The 20,017-nt window shown below is 70.3% G+C and carries 11 protein-coding genes; 6 read left to right on the plus strand and 5 right to left on the minus strand.

Annotated features, from left to right (window positions below; translation table 11 throughout):
* The 4 genes from BBH68_RS23205 to BBH68_RS23220 all read left to right on the plus strand — a co-directional run.
* A partial coding sequence (locus BBH68_RS23205; RefSeq protein WP_065965484.1) for a GTP-binding protein occupies window positions 1-408 on the plus strand: 408 nt, incomplete at its 5' end.
* Complete coding sequence (locus tag BBH68_RS23210) at window positions 405-1,889, plus strand: cytochrome P450 (protein ID WP_065965412.1); 1,485 nt, start codon at window positions 405-407, stop codon at window positions 1,887-1,889. The genes BBH68_RS23205 and BBH68_RS23210, both read left to right, overlap by 4 nt.
* A 93-nt stretch (window positions 1,890-1,982) precedes the next feature.
* Entirely contained in the window at window positions 1,983-4,085 is a 2,103-nt protein-coding gene (locus tag BBH68_RS23215; protein WP_065965413.1) for an APC family permease, read from the plus strand.
* Window positions 4,086-4,159: 74 nt separating this feature from the next.
* Window positions 4,160-5,515, plus strand: a complete 1,356-nt coding sequence (locus tag BBH68_RS23220; RefSeq protein ID WP_065965414.1) for a class I SAM-dependent RNA methyltransferase — start codon at window positions 4,160-4,162, stop codon at window positions 5,513-5,515.
* On the opposite strand, the gene BBH68_RS43285 is transcribed toward BBH68_RS23220, so the two are convergent.
* The 4 genes from BBH68_RS43285 to BBH68_RS23240 form a co-directional block, all read right to left on the minus strand.
* Complete coding sequence (locus BBH68_RS43285; protein WP_076970688.1) at window positions 5,419-6,447, minus strand: 5-methylcytosine restriction system specificity protein McrC; 1,029 nt, start codon at window positions 6,445-6,447, stop codon at window positions 5,419-5,421. The genes BBH68_RS23220 and BBH68_RS43285 overlap by 97 nt on opposite strands.
* Before the next feature lie 2 nt (window positions 6,448-6,449).
* Window positions 6,450-6,677, minus strand: coding sequence for a DUF4357 domain-containing protein (locus tag BBH68_RS43290; protein ID WP_245738251.1), 228 nt, complete (start codon window positions 6,675-6,677; stop codon window positions 6,450-6,452).
* Between the two features lie 366 nt (window positions 6,678-7,043).
* Window positions 7,044-8,324: a type II toxin-antitoxin system HipA family toxin gene (locus BBH68_RS23235; RefSeq protein ID WP_065965417.1), complete on the minus strand. Its 1,281-nt coding sequence runs from the start codon at window positions 8,322-8,324 to the stop codon at window positions 7,044-7,046.
* A gap of 35 nt (window positions 8,325-8,359) precedes the next feature.
* The gene (locus BBH68_RS23240; protein WP_065965485.1) at window positions 8,360-10,072 is read right to left on the minus strand and encodes a DUF262 domain-containing protein; all 1,713 of its coding nucleotides are present in this window, start codon (window positions 10,070-10,072) and stop codon (window positions 8,360-8,362) included.
* Window positions 10,073-10,374: 302 nt separating this feature from the next.
* Here BBH68_RS23240 and BBH68_RS23245 point away from each other — a divergent pair, with 302 nt between their 5' ends.
* Window positions 10,375-12,651, plus strand: coding sequence for a hypothetical protein (locus tag BBH68_RS23245; RefSeq protein ID WP_245738243.1), 2,277 nt, complete (start codon window positions 10,375-10,377; stop codon window positions 12,649-12,651).
* 76 nt (window positions 12,652-12,727) lie between these two features.
* A complete protein-coding gene (locus BBH68_RS23250; protein WP_065965419.1) occupies window positions 12,728-18,787 on the plus strand; it encodes a hypothetical protein in 6,060 nt (2,019 codons plus the stop codon).
* A gap of 209 nt (window positions 18,788-18,996) precedes the next feature.
* Here BBH68_RS23250 and BBH68_RS41545 read toward each other — a convergent pair whose 3' ends face one another.
* The gene (locus BBH68_RS41545; RefSeq protein ID WP_141713047.1) at window positions 18,997-19,656 is read right to left on the minus strand and encodes a hypothetical protein; all 660 of its coding nucleotides are present in this window, start codon (window positions 19,654-19,656) and stop codon (window positions 18,997-18,999) included.
* Window positions 19,657-20,017 lie beyond the last annotated feature (361 nt).

Here is a 20,017-nt window from a genome sequence, read left to right on the forward strand (position 1 = left end):
ACAAGACCACCCGTGGCCATGGACTTCGGCCGCCTCACCCTGAGCGAGTCGCTGGTCCTGTACCTGTTCGGCGCCCCCGGCCAGCAGCGCTTCACCCGGCTGTGGCAGGACATGACGCGCGGGGCCCTGGGCGCCCTCGTCCTCGCCGACACCCGGCGGCTCGAGCAGTCCTTCCCCGTCATGGCCATCCTCGAGGAGCACGGGCTGCCCTACGCCGTGGCCGTCAACCACTTCGAGGGCGCGCCGCACTTCGCCGAGGCGGAGGTCCGGGAAGCGCTCGACCTGCTGCCGGAGACCCCGCTCGTCACCTGTGACGCCCGGGACCGGGTCTCCTCCACCCACGCCCTCATCGCCCTCGTGCAGTACCTGCAGAGCCGTCACGCCCACACCAGCCAGGAGCCTGTGTGACCTACCGCCCCGCCGCGGAGGTCGGAGCCGGAGCCGTGCCGCCCCCGGGCTGCCCCGCGCACGCGGGGCGCCCCGGGCCCGGCAGCCCCGCCCGCCCCGCCGCCCAGGGCCTGCCCCTGTACGGTCCGGATTTCGCCGCCGATCCGCACGCCTTCTACGAGCGGCTGCGCCGATTCGGACCGATCGCCCCGGTGGAGCTGTCCCCCGGAGTCGAGGCCTACCTGATCACCAGCTACTCCCTCGCGCTGGACGTGCTCCGGGACACCGAGCGGTTCGCCAAGGACCCCCGCGGCTGGCGCGCGCTGGGCGAGGGGCGGATCCCCCCGGACTGCCCGGTGGGCCCCATGATGATGTACCGGCCCAACGCGCTGTTCAACGACGGCGAGGCACACGCCCGGCTGCGCGGAGTGATCACCGACAGCCTCACCCGGCTGGACCCCTACGCGCTGAGCGAGTACGTCGAGCGCAGCGCCGAGACCCTGATCGACGCCTTCGCCGACAAGGGCGAGGCGGACCTGCTGAGCGAGTACGCCGCGGCCGTCCCGCTGCTCGTCTTCAACCGGCTCTTCGGCTATCCCGCGGAACACGGGCTGCGCCTGGTCGGGACGATGGCCAAGCTCTTCGACAGCGGTGAGGACGCGGCGGAGGCCAACCAGGAGCTGCAGGACTACATGGCGGGCCTGATCGCCACCAAGCGCGAGCGGCCCGGCCCGGACCTCACCTCCTGGATGCTGGCCCACCCCTCCCGGCTGGCCGAGGACGAGCTGCTGCAGCAGCTCATGCTGATCCTGGCCGCCGGCACCGAACCCCAGCTCAACCTGATCGCCAACGCGCTGCGCCTGCTGCTCTCGGACGACCGGTTCGCCGGGGAGCTCTCCGGCGGCAGCATGCCCGTCCAGGACGCCATCGACGAGGTCCTGTGGACCGACCCCCCGCTGGCCAACTTCGGCACCCGGTTCGCCCGCCGCGACCTGGAGCTGGCGGGCGTACGGATCCGCAGGGGCGAGCCGGTGCTCACCAGCTACGCCGCCGCCAACACGGACCCCGAGCTGACCTCCGAGGGGCGGCTCGGCAACCGGGCCCACCTCGCCTGGAGCATCGGCGCCCACCGCTGCCCCGCCGAGAGCCCGGCCCGGGTGATCGCCTCGGTGGCCATCGAGAAGCTCCTCGACCGGCTGCCGGACGTGCGGCTGGCCGTGCCCGCCGACCAGCTCGCCTGGCGCCCCGGCCCCTTCCACCGCGCGCTGGCGGCGCTGCCGGTCCGCTTCCCCGTCAGCACCGTGGGCCCCGTCGGCGCCCTCGGCTCCGCCGGCACCGTGGGCCCCGCCCGTTCCGCCGACCCCGCGACGGGCCCCCGGCCCCCGGCCGCGACCGCCCCCGCGGCCGTCCCGCAGCCGGCCGCGCCGAGCCGGACGGAGCCCGGGCAGGCGGCCCAGCGGCGCCGCTGGGGCGCGCTCGCGGCGTGGTGGCGGGGCCAGTGAGCGGGCCGGGGCCAGGGCTGCCCGGCTGACCGCGCCGCCGCCCTCCCCGGGGGGACTGGGCGGCGGTACTGGCGACCGCTTACGATCCTCTCCGTGTCCAAACTGACCGACGTCCCCAAACGGATCCTGATCGGGCGGGCGCTGCGCAGCGACAAGCTGGGAGAAACCCTCCTCCCCAAGCGCATCGCGCTCCCCGTCTTCGCCTCCGACCCGCTGTCCTCCGTCGCTTACGCGCCAGGGCAGGTGATGATCGTTCTCTCGGTGGCGGGTGCGTCGGCCTATCACTACAGCCCCTGGATCACTGTCGCGATCATCGTGCTGATGTTCACGGTGGTCGCCTCGTACCGCCAGAACGTGCACGCCTATCCCAGCGGCGGCGGGGACTACGAGGTCGCCACCACCAACCTCGGCCCCCGGGCGGGCCTGACCGTCGCCAGCGCCCTGCTGGTCGACTACGTCCTGACCGTGGCGGTGTCGATCTCCTCGGGCGTGGAGAACCTGGGGTCCGCCGTCCCCTTCATCGTCGAGCACAAGACGGCGTGCGCGATCGGCATCATCGTGCTGCTGACCCTGATGAACCTGCGCGGTGTGCGCGAGTCCGGCAAGCTGTTCGCGATCCCCACCTACGTCTTCGTCGCCGGCGTCTTCATCATGATCGCCTGGGGCGCCTACCGGGGGCTGATCCTCGGCGACGACATGAAGGCGCCCACCGCCGGCTACGAGATCAAGGCCGAGCACACCGGACTCGCCGGCTTCGCGCTGGTCTTCCTGCTGCTGCGGGCCTTCTCCGACGGCTGCGCCGCGCTCACCGGCGTCGAGGCGATCAGCAACGGCGTGCCGGCCTTCCGCAAGCCCAAGAGCCGCAACGCCGCCACCACCCTGGCGCTGATGGGCGGCCTCGCCGTCACCATGTTCTGCGGGATCATCGCCCTGGCGCTGACCACCGATGTGAAGATGGCCGAGAACCCGGCCAAGGACCTGCTCAAGCAGGGCGTGGCGCTCGGGGAGAACTACACCCAGGACCCGGTGATCACCCAGGTCGCGGCGGCCGTCTTCGGCGACGGCTCGCTGCTGTTCGTGGTGCTGGCCGCGGCCACCGCGCTGGTCCTGTTCCTGGCCGCCAACACCGCGTACAACGGCTTCCCGCTGCTCGGCGCGATCCTCGCCCAGGACCGCTACCTCCCGCGCCAGCTCCACACCCGCGGCGACCGGCTCGCCTTCTCCAACGGCATCGTGCTGCTCGCCGGAGCCGCGGCCGTCCTGGTCTACATCTACGGGGCCGACTCGACCCGGCTGATCCAGCTCTACATCGTCGGGGTCTTCGTCTCCTTCACGCTCAGCCAGACCGGCATGGTGCGGCACTGGAACCGCCACCTGGCGACCGAGCAGGACCCCGCGGTGCGCCGCCGGATGCTCCGCTCGCGCGCGATCAACACCTTCGGCGCCTTCTTCACCGGCCTGGTGCTGGCCGTGGTGCTGCTGACCAAGTTCACCCACGGCGCCTGGGTCGCCCTGCTCGGCATGGTCTTCTTCTACGGCGTCATGACCGCGATCCGCCGCCACTACGACAGCGTCTCCGGCGAGCTGTCGGCCTTCGAGGAGGACGAGTACGAGACCGTACGCCCCTCCCGGGTGCACTCCATCGTCCTCGTCTCCAAGATCCACAAGCCGACGCTGCGCGCCCTCGCCTACGCTAAGCTGATGCGCTCCCACAAGCTGGAGGCGCTGAGCGTCAGCGTGGACGCGGCCGAGACCAAGGCGCTCCAGGAGGAGTGGACCGAACGCGGCATAGACGTGCCCCTGAAGATCCTCGACTCGCCCTACCGCGAGATCACCCGCCCCGCCATCGACTACGTCAAGAGCCTGCGCCGGGAGAGCCCCCGCGACGTGATCTCCGTCTTCATCCCGGAGTACGTGGTCGGCCGCTGGTACGAGCACCTGCTGCACAACCAGAGCGCACTGCGGCTCAAGGGCCGGCTGCTGTTCACCCCGGGCGTCATGGTGACCTCGGTGCCCTGGCAGCTGGACTCCTCCGAGCTGGCCCGCAAGCGCGCCCGCAAGCGGGCCGAATGGCATGCGCCGGGCGCCGTGCGGCGCGGGCCGGTGGGGCCGCCGAAGGGCGAGAAGGCGGGCGCCGCGGCGCGGCCGGACGACGCCGCACCGCGGCCGGACGGCGTCACGGAGACGAGGGCCTAGACTGGTGGGCTGGCGCCCCACCCGGGCGCGCCTCCTGACAATCCCCCCGCCCCGACCTCTGGAGCCGAGCCGCCATGCACCGTGAACCCAAGGCGTCGCTGGTCGGCGAGGAGTACGAGGTCGAGGTCGGGCCCGTCGCGCACGGCGGCCACTGCGTCGCCCGCACCTCCGAGGGCCGGGTGCTGTTCGTCCGGCACGCGCTGCCCGGCGAGCGCGTCGTCGCCCGGGTGACCGAGGGCGAGGAGGGATCGCGGTTCCTGCGTGCCGACGCGGTCCGGGTGCTGGACGCCTCCAAGGACCGCGTCGAGGCCCCCTGCCCGTTCTCCGGCCCCGGCCGGTGCGGCGGCTGCGACTGGCAGCACGCGGCCCCGGGCGCCCAGCGCCGGCTGAAGGCCGAGGTGATCACCGAGCAGCTGAGCCGGCTGGCGGGGCTCACCCCCGAGGAGGCCCGCTGGGACGGCACCGTCGAGCCCGCCCCCGGCGACAAGGTCGCCCGGGGCGAGGTCCCGGCCTGGCGCACGCGCGTCCAGTACGCCGTGGACGAGCAGGGACGCCCCGGTCTGCGCCGCCACCGCTCCCACGAGGTCGAGCCCATCGACCACTGCCTGATCGCCGCCCCCGGCGTCAGCGAACTCGGCGTCGAGAAGCGCGAATGGCCGCAGATCGCGACCGTCGAGGCGATCGCCGCCACGGGCTCCTCCGACCGCCAGGTCGTCCTCACCCCGCGCCCCGGCGGCCGGCTCCCCCTGGTGGAGCTGGACCGTCCCGTCTCCGTCCTGCGCCTGGGAGAAACCCAGGCAGGCGGCGCGGCGCGGGAAGGCACCCGCGCCGTGCACCGGGTCCACGGCCGCCCCTTCGTCCGCGAGCGCGCCGCCGGCCGCACCTGGCGGGTCGGCGAGGGCGGCTTCTGGCAGGTCCACCCCAAGGCCGCCGACGTGCTCGTCGAGGCCGTGATGCAGGGCCTGATGCCGCGCAAGGGCGAGACCGCCCTCGACCTGTACTGCGGCGTCGGCCTCTTCGCGGGCGCCCTCGCCGAACGGGTCGGGGAGCGCGGCGCGGTGCTGGGCATCGAATCCGGCAAGCGCGCGGTGGAGGACGCCCGCCACAACCTCCGCGACCTCGACCGGGTCCGGATCGAGCACGGCAGGGTCGAGCAGGTCCTGCCCCGCACCGGCATCACCGAGGCCGACCTGATCGTCCTCGACCCGCCCCGCGCCGGCGCGGGCAAGGAGACCGTCACCCGCCTGTCCTCCCTCGGCGCCCGCCGCATCGCCTACGTCGCCTGCGACCCGGCCGCCCTGGCGCGCGACCTCACCTACTTCCGCGACGCCGGCTACACCCCGCGCCGGCTGCGCGCCTTCGACCTCTTCCCGGTGACGCACCACGTGGAGTGCGTGGCGATTCTGGAGCCTGCGGGAAAGAGGCGCTGACCTGCGGTTTGGCGTAGTGATGGTGGGGCTCGACCTGTTTCGCGGTGTCCATGCTTCATGCGGATCGCGGCGGCCACGTCGAGGTGGTGCGGGTCCTGGAGCCGAGCCGTGTGACCGCGGGCACGGCATGCCTCCCGCAGTGCGACGGTCACGAAGTCCTCGAAAAGCTTGTTCATGTCGAACAGGAACCCGTCGACCCGCAGTCCGCCGACGGCATGCTGGACGGACGCGTCAGCCAGGACAGCCCGGACCAGGTGCAGAGCCTGGTGGTACCGCGCGTTGAGGCGTGACGGCCGCCACTGTGACAGCGGCTGTCCGCGCGCGGGGAGAGCTCGACGAAGGCGAAGCGCCGCCGCATGGCCGCGTCGACGAGGGCGATCGAGCGGTCCGCGGTGTTCATGGTGCCGATGACGAACAGGTTGGGCGGCAGAGCGAAGTCGTCGCCGGAGTAGGTGAGGCACACGGACTTGTTCACGGTATTCCAGCAGGAAGTACAGCTCGCCGAAGATCTTCGCCAGATTGGCGCGGTTGATCTCGTCGATGATCAGAAAGTGCGGGATATGGCGGTTGCCCTCACGGGAGGCCAGATCGGCCAGTTCGCGCAGCGGGCCGGCGGTGAGCCGGAAGGCGACCTCCCGCGGATCCTCCTGGGGGCGGAATCCCTCGATGAAGTCCTTGTACGAGTACGAGGGATGAAACTGGAGGAGTTTCACCTGCCCCGGCCCGCCGCCGAGGAACTCGGCGAGTTTGAGGGCGAGATACGTCTTGCCGGTGCCGGGCGGGCCCGACAGCACCAACTGGCGCTCGTCCCACAGCAGGTCGCGGGCCTCCCGGAGCCAGCCGACCTCGTGCACGAGGAGTTCCGTGGCGAGTTCGTCCGTCGGGACGGGCAGCTCCAGATCCCGTCGGGCCGCCAGGGCGGGGATCTCCACGCTCAGGTCCCGATCGGCCGCAACCTTGCCGCAGGTGCCGGGCCTGGAGTGTTACCAGCCCCTCGGGCAGCCACAGCCGCCGGACGAGGTCGAGGCCGGAGACGTTGGAACCGCGCACCAGCCAGGCCCGGTTGGGGGCCCCACCACACCTGGTCGAGGTAGTCGGAGAGCGGATGGCCGTCGGCCGACTTCCACTCCAGCCAGCCGTTGGCGCTGCGGCCGACGAGGATTTCGGCGGCAGCCGACGGAGAAGTTGCACTCGACGTCCTGAACGAGCTCCAACCAGCCTGGCCAGGTTTCCGACTCCACGAGGTCGTCCTCGATCAGTCTCTGCCTCAGCCGGTACGACGACGGCATGCGGACAGGAAAGGACGGCACCACCTCCGGACGGCCCGGAGACCCGGCCAGGACGACGAACTTCTGGCTTCCGTTCGTCCCCTTCTCGGTCAGCAGCCGTCCTCGGGCCTCGGGGCCGCCGCCCGGCAGGCACAGGCGGAACTCCGGGTACTCGTGGGCCATGGATCGGCCTTTTGCCTGGTTAGGTCGGGTGCGCAGCGTACGGGGCGGCACTGACACCGCCAGTCGGCCGATCGCCGTCAGGTGCCCCTGAGCAGACGTTGGGCGGAGCTGTTGATCCACGCCCCGATGGTCTTGCGCAGGCTCTGGTTCTCCGAGAGGTGCGCCTCGTACTGCGGCCAGTGAACGCGGGTCCGCTCGATGGTCTGCACGGCCTCCTGGCGCAGTCGGGCGTCGGTTGTCCCGAATCGGCGGTCGAGGGCGCCTTCGAGCCGGTCGAAGGCGGCGAGCCGTACTCGTTCGAAGGACTTGCTGCCGCCGAACTTGAGCCCGAGGTCCTCCGGTTCGTCGCTGGGTGCGTAGGGCGCTGTGGACACCAGGTCGTATGCCGGCGACAGGGACGGGACCCGGCGGTCGCGATAGATCAGGGACCAGTTCTTCAGGTGAGCGTCCCCGTTGCCCACCAGAATGGAGAACGCTATCCGCCGGGCGGCCTCGCGTAGTGAGTCCCTGTCATGGCCGCGATAGGCGACAGCCGCGACCGTCTCGAACGTCGACTGGTACTTGTCCTGGGGGTATTTGTCTCTGACCTGCGCGAAGTCCTCGATGTGGATAGGGGCGCGGTGTTCGTCCTGTGTGCGGTCGAAACGGCGGACGGCGTAGGCCCACTGTTCGTCGTTCGGCCACATGCGGTCAGGCAGCCCGTCGAGCTCGTCACGGTGCATGAGGCGTACGTCGGGAACGTCGAGCCCTGCGGCCCGGGCCAGGGACATGATGGTGAACTCGTTGCGCGGTACGTCCGGGTGGCGGTAGTCCGGAAACTTGACCAGCCAGTCGCCGTGCACGCCGGCGGCGGGAACGGCGAGCCGGTCTCCTCTCGCCAGCATGGAGAACTTCAGGGCGACCCCTGCCAGAGAGAAACGCCATGGCGAGTCGGAGGACGGGAAGCCGTAGGCCCCACCGGGGCGTTTTCCCTCTCTTCTCGACTGCTCGCCGTCAGGCCATTCCCAGCCGTCGTCGGGGCCGTCGGCAGGCAGCACCTGGACGGCGCCGGGCAGGTCGTGGCCGACTTGCGCCAGAAGTTCCATCTCCCTGTCGAGTGAGACACCGCGATCGTCGGCGATCCACTCCCGCAGGGGGCCTTCGGGGAGGAGGTTCGAGAACCAGCGGGGCAGCCGCAGGGCGGACGCGTAGGGGGCGCGCAGGTTCTCTTCGAAGCGGAGGCCGAGGACCGGCCGCTGTGGGTCGGTCACGTAGGACTCGTTGACGACGAAGCGCGTGTGGTCGCCCTTCTGGCAGAGCGTGCCGATCCGGCGGGAGTGCAGGAGTACGGCGTAGTACGTCTCCGGGAGATTGGTCATGCGGGGTGGTGTCCTGTTCGCGGTGAGCGGACCGGTTAGAGCAACTCTTCGGGCTCGTCGAGTTCATCGAGGGCGTCGAAGTCCAGTGAGTCCAACGAGGGAGTGTCCTCGTAGTCCCACTCCGCCATGCGCCCGAGAAAGTCGTTAAGGTGCTGCTGGATGATCTGCTGACGCAACTGGAGGAAGCCTTCGCGATCTCCCTCGGCGAGGGTTTGACTTGTCTGTCGGCTCATGGTGTGCGAGGCCAGTACACGGTCCCAGGTCTCCTCGTCCAGATGGTCAGGACGGTGAGCGAGCAGCGTCGTGATCTCCGAGACGGGGTCTTCCGTGCTGGGCAGGAACAGGCGGTTGGCGGCGTACAGAACCTGCTGTGCGGTGAGCCCGCGAGGAAAGATCACATGGGCCACCGTGGCCGCGGTCTTCTGATCGGCGAGCAGCGTCGAGAGGCTCTGGAGATCGACGGGCGCAGCGGTGACCAGGGAGCGGGGGCGCAGGGACCACCAGGAGCTGAGGATGATCTTCGCGGCGGCCTCGTTGGTCCGGAAGCGCTCGATGGTCGGGATCGACGGCTGGGCCTCGGCCATGGCGTCCATCAGCCCCATGATCGAACCGCGCTCGTCACCCTTGCGGATCCGGGCGCACAGGACACGCGCCACTTGCGTGAAGCTGCCCTTGAAAACGGCGGGTCCGGACACGGCCACTCGCCAGTACAGCCGTCGCAGCAAGCGGCGGGTGTTGGGCTCGGGGTCGGGGAAGTGAGCGAAGAAGCGGGTCAGGACGACGAGCAGCGCGCGATAGACGAGCAGCGCGATGTGCGGTACCTCGGCCTCGGCCTGCAGGAAGCCGATGGCGCGCACCAGCGCCTCTTCGCCCTCTCCGTAGGCGGCGTACTGGTCTTCGTCCTCGAACTCCGGGGCGGTCCGGCGGCTGGTGGAGCTGAACTCGTTACGGATGTCCCGCGACGGGTCCGGCCCCCGGCGGGCGAGAATCGAGGCGAGGACGGTGTCCGTGTCGATGGTGCCGAAGCCGGTCCTGGCGGCGATGCGGTCGGCGATGCGGGAGAGGTTGAGCCGCTCCGCGGCTCCTTCTTCGGGGCCCGCATAGAGCGCGGAGAAGATCTCCGCGCGGTTGAGGCGCTTCCCGTAGTTGTTCATCCGGTCGAAGATGTCGGTCAGGATGTCGAGGTCGTCCTGCCGTACGAGATAGGCGGGCACCTTGTACTGGCGCAGTGCGGTGGCCACCCGATCAGCTTCGTCGAAGAGCTCGGCGACCAGCTCACCCTCCGTGCGGAACCACCCGAGGAGCTTCTTCAGGTCGAAGAGGACGGGCAGTGCGATGTGCTGGGGCTCGCGCGTCTTGGGCTGGGCGATGAACCGCTTCTCCCTGAGGTCGTAGTAGATGGAGAAGGGTTCGTGCAGATGTCCTTCGGGGCTGAGCGCGTTGGCGAGGCTGGTGATGCGCTGCTGCCCGTCCACCACCCAGAAGGCATCCGGAGAGGCCGGCGCGTTGATCTTCAGCTGGCCCAGGGTGAAGGAACGCGCGGGCGTCTTGCGAACCCAGAGGAGCAGGTTTCCGATGGGATAGCCCTTGACGATGCTGTCGAAGAGCCGGAGTACGTCGGTGGTGCCCCAGCGGAAGTCCCGCTGGAAGTGGGGGACGTGAATCCGGCCGCTCCAGGCCTGGGCCACGAGGTTGCCCAGCTCGTACGTGGTGGCGCTCGGCTGCGTTTCCAGGCCTGCCGTGGTCATCTTCGTGTTCCCCTGGTCGATGGGTCCCGTGCCGTACACGCTACGACGCACGGCGTCTTCAGTATGACGTGCGCCTGTTAGCAATGTCTACGACATGTCGAGCGATTCGATCTGTTGACGTCATTAACATCTTGGTCTTACGGTTCTCGTGAACATAGTGGTGGAATCACTCGTCGTGGGGCATCGCAAAGTGATGAAAGTGCCACAGGAAACCGAAGCATGGGCATACTCTGCGGGAATCACCGCAGGGGGGCCGGGGCGACCTGTAGTGCGGCGGAGGTGTCATGGGTGGGGACCCGTATGTGTCAGCAACAGGGGCCGGAGAACGCGAGCGGACGGGGGTGCCGGATCCGTACGGTGACTGGGCTCTCCTGACCTCCGCCATGACGGAGGGCTACGACGCCGTTCCCGACCGGGAACGCAGTCGGCTGCGAAGCTATCTCGAAGCGGTTGTCGCGACCCGTCCGGCGCCGGTGCACACCACCGTCGCCTTCAACGCCGTGTACTTCGGGTACGACCTCGGTGGCGACGGCTACGGCGGAAGCCCGCTGTGCCTCGACGACTTCCCCGTGATCACCTTCGGCGAGTGCGCTCCCGTGCTCCCGGTCGGTGCCATGGTGTGTGTCGCCACCGGGTCGGACCCGCTCTACGCCGAGATCGTCTACCGGGAGGGCGCCCACCCGGAGGTGGGCGCCCTCGGTGACGTACCGGCCTGGGTGTCGGGAGCGCCCGCGGGTGCCGAGGGCCCGGGGAGGCCGGGGGCGGACGCCGCGCCACGGCGCAGGGAGCTACTGCTCCCGGACCTCCACGCCTTCGGGCCGGCCCTGAGCCTGTCACCGGCCCAGCTTCATCGCTTACGCACGCGCGGGCGCTGGATCAATGAGGACGGGCATGTCGTCGTCGACGTGTGCTATCCGTCCTCGCAAGCAGGCCGGCGCGACGATCTGACGGCTTACGCGGACCATCTCCTGACGACGGCACGGGAGCAGTTGCTCAGCCCCTTCGTCCCCGTGTCCCTTGCCGCCCTGGTGGGCGGCACGCACGACGACGACCTGCGGGCAGGACTGCTCGGTCTCCTCGACACGGTGCGGGGTGTCCTCAACTCCAGTTCCCTGTTGCGAACCTGGGGTCATTACGCCATGACCCGCACCTCCCTCGCGGACTGCTGGCGGGACACCGGACCGCTGGGCGGCGACGATCTGAGGTCTCTCGTGGCCGCGGTGGAGCGCGCGGCCACCCCGACGAGGCGGCGACACGGCCTCGTCGCTCCGGTCACTGTGTACACAGCGGTCGGACCACGGATTCGCGGTTTCCCCGGGGCGGCGGAACGGCTCAGAGGAGCAGGGTACGCCGCTGCGGTGTGCCGGGCGAACGTGGCGCTCGCCGACGTGGTCCAACGGGACAGCGACCGGGGTCTGTTCGGGAACGGTTCCCGGGTCACCCTCGACGACGCCTTCGAGGGTGGAGGGGTGTGGCGGTCCCATCATCCCGGTGACGCGGAGGCACCCGGAGACCCCCTTGTCCCGGCCGGACGTGGCTGGAACTCCACACTGCCCGCACCGTCAGAGCCGGAAGCAGAAGGGGAGCTGGAACCGGTAGATCTGCCCCTCGCCGACGATGCCTCCCTCGGCACCGGCGAGCTCCTGCGGAGCGACGCGCAGGAAATCGTCTGGCGGGCGCCCCTGCGGCTGGCCCATCTCATCGGCGGCTGGTTCCCCCTGCACCCCTTCGTTGCGGAGGAGCTTTGCCAGTCGCACGGCGCGCCCCCCACGCTGCGCCTCGAACTCAACCACGCCGGTGAAACGTTGGACGAGAAGGAGGCGGTTCAGGACGTCACGGCCGAACTCGGCGACCTCTCGGGTCGGTTGACGGGAATCGTCTGGCCCTGCGACTTCTTCCCCGGCCTGACGCTGGAGCTGCGTCGGCTTCGTGGCGACACGGTGATCCGCCTTGCGACGACGCGGCTGAAGGAACGGGTTCAGGTCGGCGACCGTGAGACGGGGCACTGTTACGACCCTCGTGTACTCACCAGGGAGGACGTGCCGGGCAGCAGCCGCCATGGCGACAGCTCGGTGGGACTAGGTCCCCGGCAGCTGGTGATGCGCACCGTGCGTCGTTGCGGTCTGCTCACCCTGGACGGCCATGCCCTGATGGACCGCTCGGTCCTGCCGAGCGCGGTCTATGGGCGCCTACCGGCCCGGTCACAGGCCGCCGCTCTGGACGCGGCCCTCGCGGAACTGCTCGCGGAACGACTTCTGGAGCCGGCCCTCGGCAGCCGCGACGCCTGGGGGCAGCCGCACTTCCCGCCGCGTGACGGACAGCGGACCATCCCACTCATCGGCTACCGCCCCGCCCGGCCGCGGGTGATACGTCCGTGGGGCGGTGGCGAACCGGGCGGTGAAGGACTGCGCGGCGGGCAGGTCGTCCCAGGTCATCTGCGCCGCCTGCGGCCGGGGTGCTCGCCCAGCGATGTGCAGCGCGCGGCTTTTCGGGAGCACTGCCGCAGGCTCGGCAAGGCGGACGGCTGGGAACTGCCGTGCGGCTACACGTTCGTGACCGAGCACACGCGCGGCGGCTGACCCTTCACCGCTTTCGCGCGTGCATGGCTTCGCCCCTCTCTTCTTCCCCTCACCCACAGAAACGGAGTGCGTGTACATGCAGGACCGCTACCGCGTCGTCACAGGGCCGCCGTGGTCACCGCCGAGCGTCTCGGCCGAGGACCTCGAAGGCCTGGCCGCCGCGCTCAACGCGTTGGAGTCCCCGGCCGTCGCCGCCTTGAACGACCTCACGGCGGACATGGTGGAACTCGCCTTCAACTCCCTGCGGCCCAAGCATCGCCAAGAGTTGCTCACCAGGCTGGGCATCCGGATGTCGGCCCCTCGACGGGTGAGCAGTGCCCTGTGCCGGGATGTTCTCACCAGGCTGCGGCGCGAGTCGCGGCAGCACGCGTGCACATGCGGGGTCAGGGGACTTACGGTCACCGTGATGAACCAGGTGGGCAACTTCGTCCTGGCACAGGACGGGGAGATGGTTCCCGACCCTGTTGCTCGATGGGGCGCGACGCTGGTCCGGGCCACCGTGTTCGCGTGGTGCAACGCCTCCGTCACCGACGCTCACATCCTTGCCTGGGCGGCGGACCAGGACTGGTTCGGGGCGATGGCCGGTGACGAGGAGACCGCTCGGCTCGCCGCCGTCGCTGCTGCGGCGCGGCCCCTCGTGGAGGCGTACCCCGACTTCGCCTCCGGAGCGGCGGAAGACGACGAGCTGGCGCTCGCGGAGGACGGGAGACCCGGGCGCGCCGCCGTCGCCGACCGGCCGGGCACCAGTGCCACCGCGCCGGAGTCCCCGGCAGCGGACCCCGGCACCTCGCACGAGGAGACCGCTACGGCGTCCGAGGGCGCCGGGACCGAGGAAAGGATGGCTCCGGAGGCGGCTTGTCGGCAGCTGGAGTCCGCCCTCGCGGGGGCCCGCCAGGCCGCGGAGATGGTCACCGACGCGGTCATGGACGGCCGTCCTCCGCAGGACGAGGACCTGGCTTCGCTCGTCGCGCTGGGCACTGCCTTCGATGGCGTGGAGATGGTGTTCCGGGCCGCCGGGATCGAGGGGGTGCCTCGTCGCCTGGAAGACATGACGCGCGCCGCACGCGCGCACCGGACAGCACAGGAGCGTGACCTCCAGGCCCGCGAGCTGCTGCGGGAACTGCTGGATGTCGCCTGCAGCCCGGACAGCTCCGCCGCTGCCGCCGCTGCCGCCGAGGCCGTGCGCGGCGCGGCCCGCCGCCTGTTGGACATGCCGGTGTGGGAGCAGTCGCAACGCGAGGAGAGCGCCGCGCTCGCTGCTCTGGCCCGCCTCATCAGGCTGGGGCGGCAGGCGGATGCCGCGACGGAGATCCTGGCACTGCAGGCGCAGGTCGTACGGGTCCTGCCAGCGTGTGCCATGGCGGTGCTGATCGCTCCTGAGCTGACGCTGGACCAGCCGGTGGACGGTGACCCACAACCCGCCGGGGCCGAGGCGCCTGGCACCGCCAAGCCGGCCGACGCCGAGACGACCGCAAAACGCGGAACCGTACAGTCGGCCGCACAGAACGAGGAGACCGCCCCCCAGTCCGCCTCCGAGCCGGAAGCCACGACGACCGCCGGGCCGATCCACGCCCCGGACGCACACGCCGCGCCGGCCGCCGACAGCGACCCGGCGCCCCCCACGTCCGCTGACGCGTCTGTCCAGGCGCCCGCCGAACCCACGGTCTCTCCCGCTGAGGAGACGTCCGTCCGGGAAGTGGCCCCGGCCGCGGGTGACGACTCCGACGAGTCCGCGGCCGAGCGGGCCTTGGCGCAGCTGGTCGTCGAGCGGCGCTTCGGACTCGCCCACCATGTGGCGAGGGCCGCCGGACATCCCGAGCCCCAGGTGGCGGCGCTCCGCCTGGCCGGTGCCGCCGCGCTGCTCACCTCCGGGGACAGCCAGAGTGCCCGGCTGACGGCGGACCTGCTCCAGGAGTACGGCGGATACGCGGGTCAGGACAGCGAGGGCAGCGAACTCCTCCTGCTGCCTGCCCTGCTGCGTACCGCGCTGATCACCGGCGACCACGCTGCGGGCGCTCAGCTCAAGGCGCTGGTGCCCCGGCTCCCGGACCGGCTCGGGGAGGCGGCGACCGACGTCGCCGACCGTGCCCTCAGCGGCGCCTTGATGATCGCCTCGCCGCTGGTCGCCGACGTCTCCGAGACGGAGGCCCGGCTGCGGGAGCTGCGCGAGCAGAGCCGTGCTCTGCTTGCGCCGCAGCGGCTGCGTTTCGCACGGGCGACGGAGATCGCCAAGCGCTGGCTCGCCCCCGACGACGGAATGCTCGGATCGCTGCTCACGACCGTCGTCGGTGACAACCGCGACGCGCTGCAGCAGGTGCGGGACCAGGCCGACCGGCTGTCGAAACTGGCCGAGGTCAACAGTGAGATCGACCGCATGGACCGTAAGTACCGCTCGTCCAGCGGCAAGCCGCTCCAGGGTTCCGGGCGGCAGGACCTGGTGCATCTGGTGGAGCGGGCCGTCAGCCTGGTCAAGGAGTGGTGCCTGGCGGTCGACGGCGCCCGTCGCGGCGACCGTTCCGACGGCAGCCGGGCGGTCAAGGAGATCTCCTCCCTGCGCCAGTCCCTGCTGGACGGCAGGGAAGCGGCGCTGAGCGAACTGGAGCGGTTGGCGCGGCGCCCGGACGCCCTCTCGGGCGCTATGGCCTGGGCGGCCCACGCCTCGATGGGAGAGCTGTTCGCTCTGCTGGCCGGCGACACCGTGACCACGCGTTCCGGCGGTCCGGTCGACTCCGAACTCGTCCTCGATGCAGAGCTGTTGAAGGTTCAGGACACCCGGGACGGGCAACCGTCGCTCGGCGAGCTGCTGATCGCGGTCGAGCGGAGCTGGCAGGTCGCCATCGACGAGCGGCTCTCGCACGACGCCTTCACCGCGGCCCGTGACATCGTCGAGCTGGCCAAACGAGGGCTGCTGCCCGCCGCCCGGGCCGGGGAGTTCGTCCCGCCCGCGGAAGCCGGGATCGGCGACAGGGAGACCGCCCGGCGCCTGCAGCTGCGGAAGGCACACGGCGAACTCGTCGCCGAACTGCACCGCGCGCAGGCCGACGGCGCCGTGACCGAGGACCAGGATCTGGGCCTTCAGGAGCTACTGGCCGACGCCCACAACCGCCTCGAAGGTGCCGACGGGGACGACCTGTTGCACGTGCGGCGGGCGCTCGACACCGTACGGAGGGACCTGCCTGCCTTCCGGCAGCAGGCGGCGGACCGGATCCGGGCCCGGCTCGACGCCCTGGACCCCTCCGAGGAGGAGCGGGCCCAGGTCCTGCGACGCCTGGAGACGAACGACCTGGCCACTGCCGCCGACCTCGTCTACTTCCTGGAGATCGGCGAACCCGTCCCGGAGATCGAGGGCGGCGAGTCCCATCTGACCGAGTTCTTCCCGGCCGTGCCCGATGGGCTGCCCGGAGGCATCGACCACGACCTCGTCGAGATGGTCCGGTCCGGCGGCAAGCATCCGATGGTCCCCGTCCTGGACTACGGCGGCCTCTCCACCGACGAGGCGGCGCTGGCGGCCGGTGCTCTCGACGAGTGGCGCGCGCTCGCCGCCACCGAGCGGAAGGACCGGCTCCAGGTGGCTCCGACACGGCAGGTGCCGCCCCTCCTCAAGCTCCTCGGCTACGACGCCAAGAGCGCCAGGCCGCTCGACGACCGGTCCCAGCACCGGCGGGAATACCGTCTCTTCGAAGCGACCGGGGTGGAGATCAACGGCAGGGCGAACGCGCCCGCGTTCGGGTCGCAGATCACGGAGCAGGGCGGCAACCTGCGGGTGATGATGGTCTGGGGCAGGCCGCCCGCCAAGGTCGTCATGAGCTGGGCGGAGCGCGACACCAGCGGAGCGAGCCTTCTCGTCGTCTACTTCGGCACGCTGAGCCGTGAGGCCCGCGTCGAACTCGCCGTCGGCTCCGGCCGGTTGCAGCCACTGCTGGTCGTGGACGACGCCGCCCTCGCCTATCTCGCGGCCCGCGGCGACCGCCAGGTCAGCACCGCCACGCAGACCCTGCTGCCCTTTTCCGGCGTCAACCCGTACATCAGGGAGAAGCGCGGCCGGATCGGCGGCGAGATGTTCTACGGCCGCGACGCCGAACGCAAGAGCATCCTCGATCCGCGCGGCACCCAGGTCATCTACGGCGGCCGGGGCCTGGGTAAGTCGGCTCTGCTCGCCGACGCCGGGGAACGGTTCACGGAACAACGTCCCGGCTATCAGCAGGCGGTGTACGTCAACCTCGACCAGGAGAACATCGGCAAAGGCAGCTCGCGCGGGCCGGAGGCGCTGTGGAGCGTCCTGCTGCGGGAGCTTTCCGTGGCACAGGTACTCGACGACCGGTCGCAGGGGCGCGGAAAGCGGCAGGAGATCTCGGAGCGGGTGCGCGCCGGCATCCGGGCATGGCTGGACGGGGACTCGCGGCGCCGTCTGCTGATCCTGCTCGACGAGTGCGACCAGTTCTTCGAGGCCGACGCCCCGCGCTTCGACCAGACCAAGAAACTAAAGGGCCTCGGGTCCGACACCAAGGACCGCGCCAAGGTCGTCTTCGCCGGACTGCACTCCGTGCAGCGCTTCTCCAAGCTCGCGAGCAACGGGCCGTTCGGCCACCTTGCTCAGACCCCGAAGGTGATCGGCCCGCTGGCTCCCCAGTCGGCGGCGGAGCTGCTGGTCGAGCCGATGAGGGCGCTCGGGTTCGAGTTCAAGGACCTGGATCTCGTCAATCGTGTGCTCGGCTACTGCTCCTACCAGCCGTTCCTGCTGCAGATGTTCGGGCACCGGCTGGTCGAGCTGATGCACCGCAAGCGGGCGCGGCGCGGAGCCGAGGGACCCCCTTACGAGGTGAAGGTGACCGACATCGAGGTCGTGGAGTCGGACGCCGCGCTCCGGGACGGCATCTCGGCGGCCTTCAAGGACACGCTGAGCCTCGACCACCGCTACGACGTGATCGCCAATGTGCTGGCGTACCACGCCCGCCATCACGGACTGGAGGTGCGGCTGAGCGACACCGAGCTGCGCGAGGAGTGCGAGACGTATTGGCGCAAGGGGTTCGAGCAGCTCGACACCGAGGGTTTCCGCGCCTATCTCTCCGAAATGGTCGGTCTCGGCATCCTCGCGCCCAACCACGACGGCCTGGGCTGGCATCTGCGCGGTCCCAACGCCCTGCGCATGATCGGTACCTCCCACGAGGTGGAGGCCCGTCTGCTCAGGGCCGAGCAGGACTGTGAACTCCAGGAGAGCATCGTGCAGGAGGGCCGCCCCGAGCTGCCCGACGGCCGGCCGGCTCCGCTGACCAACACCCAGCTCGACGACCTTCTGGGCGAGCGGTCCAACCGGACCAGGGTCGTCCTCGGCACCACCGCCACCGCAGTCACCGACGTCGCCCGCACCTTACGTACGATCGCCGGACCGATCGACGGCTGGACACTGCCGCCCGTGGGCAAGCCCAGCGTCTACAAGCAGGAACTCACCGGCGGACTTCCCCGCGAACGACGGGTCGTCATCAGCGACTTCGTCAACTACCGGGACCCCGTCCGGCCCGAGACCTGCCGCGAAGCCGTCGACCTGGCCGAGACGTTGTTGCCCGCCACCCCGGGGGTCACCCGAGCGGTCGTCCTCGTCACCGACCCAGCCCAGCTCGCCCTGTGGCGCTCCCTGCTGACGGGAACCGAACCCACCTCGGCCGCTCCGGTGGTGCTGCGTCGCCATGACCGCCGCAGCCTGCGCGGCTGGACCCAGCGCGTCAACATGTTCCACACGGAGGACCGTCTGGACCGTCTCCACGAACTGACCGGCGGCTGGCCACTCCTGGTCGTCCGAGCCCACCGCCTGTACGAGGAACTGAGCGACCCCGACGAGGTGTTGCGCCGCCTGGCCGGCCTTCACACGGACCGGGCCGAGGCCCGCGACTTCGCGGAGGCGACCGGCGTGTACACGGACCCGCTGCTGACCGCCGGGTACCGGGCCCTCGACGACGAGTTCAGGGACGGCCTCTTCGATCTGGAGGGCGCGGTGACCGCTGTCGCGCTCAAGATCGATGACGAGGACGAGGCCCGGTGGATCGTCACCTGCCTCGACGCCCTCCAGGTCTTCGACCGCGAGGAGACCCAGATGCGCCTGGAACCGGTGCTCCGGGAGTGCGTGGCGCTCCGTGGGTGAGACCGGCTGACAGGATGTGACACCGTACCGGCCGCCCGGGCACCCGGGCGGCCGGGCGGCCGGTACGTGCGTACTGTCGCACCACAGACCGGCTCGCCTACCCGCGTAGCACCTTACGCTCCATCCCTCCGCAGCTCTGTCCCTCCTCACGCGCCGGGACGACGCGACGCGAGGCTCGGGTCAGAGCACGAGCAGCGAGGAGCGGGAGATCAGGAGTCCTGGACGTCGAACAATGACTGCTGTGTCGCCGACGAGACGTATGACGTGACTTTCGGCCGCTTCTTCACGCTGCGACTACGGATGCGTGTGGAGCGTTCCCGACGCGTTTCCTCGCTTGTCTCGATCCCCATCACGACGCTGTATCCCGCTCGGGCGCGCTCCAGGCTGCACCAGTTCCGTGAACCGTGAACTGACGAGGTATCGGCCCACGCGTTTTCGTAGCTGATGACGCGGCAGTTCTTCGGTCCGCGTGTGCAGTCGTCACTGAGAAGAACGCGGGCGTAGGAGAGAGAGGGGGATATATGCCGGGCGCCAGGTCGGAGGAAGGGGGCGTCCCGTTCAGCAGGGCGGCCCCAGACCGACAACGCCGAGTGAGGGAAGTCGGTCACCCGGGTGAGGGATTGAGCCGCGTCTTTCTGTTCCTGCCAGGAGCGGTCCGCAGCGTCCTGGATGTTGAACAGGACCGGGTTGAGTTTGGCGAGCAGCCAGTCGAGATATCGCGACAGTTCGGGATGCGCCTTGAGAGGCGTCCCCCGGAAAGCCTCCCAGGTCTTCGAACCGATGTATCCCGCGCTGTCGGCGAGAGCTCGCTCCAGGTGCGCTCGGTGGGCCGGAGGCAGTGATGCGAGGATGCTGTCGGGCCCGTCCACAGCGACAGGCTTCGGACCCCTCCGTATGGGATGGATCGTGATGCTTCTGTCCACCGGTCCCACGGTGTTGAAGCGGAGAACGGCCCCGACCCAGGTGATGTTCCGGCCGTGTTCGGAGAACTCCTCTGGGCTGTTGCTTCTGGAACCCGCCCTGTTGTCGCACACCAGAAACGCTAACCGCGTTCCCGCGTCGGACGTGTCGAGGCCTGGGGGCAATCCCCTTCGTGAAGCGTTCCGTGACGAGCCAGTCGCTTTCATTGGCCGCCATCTGGTCCGAGGTGAGAGTCACTATGTATGTCACGAGCCGACCCGAACGGCGCGAGTGCCGGACCCGCCTCCGCCCCTCGACGCGGTCGTATCC

It is taken from the genome of Streptomyces sparsogenes (assembly GCF_001704635.1).
GTDB lineage: Bacteria > Actinomycetota > Actinomycetes > Streptomycetales > Streptomycetaceae > Streptomyces > Streptomyces sparsogenes.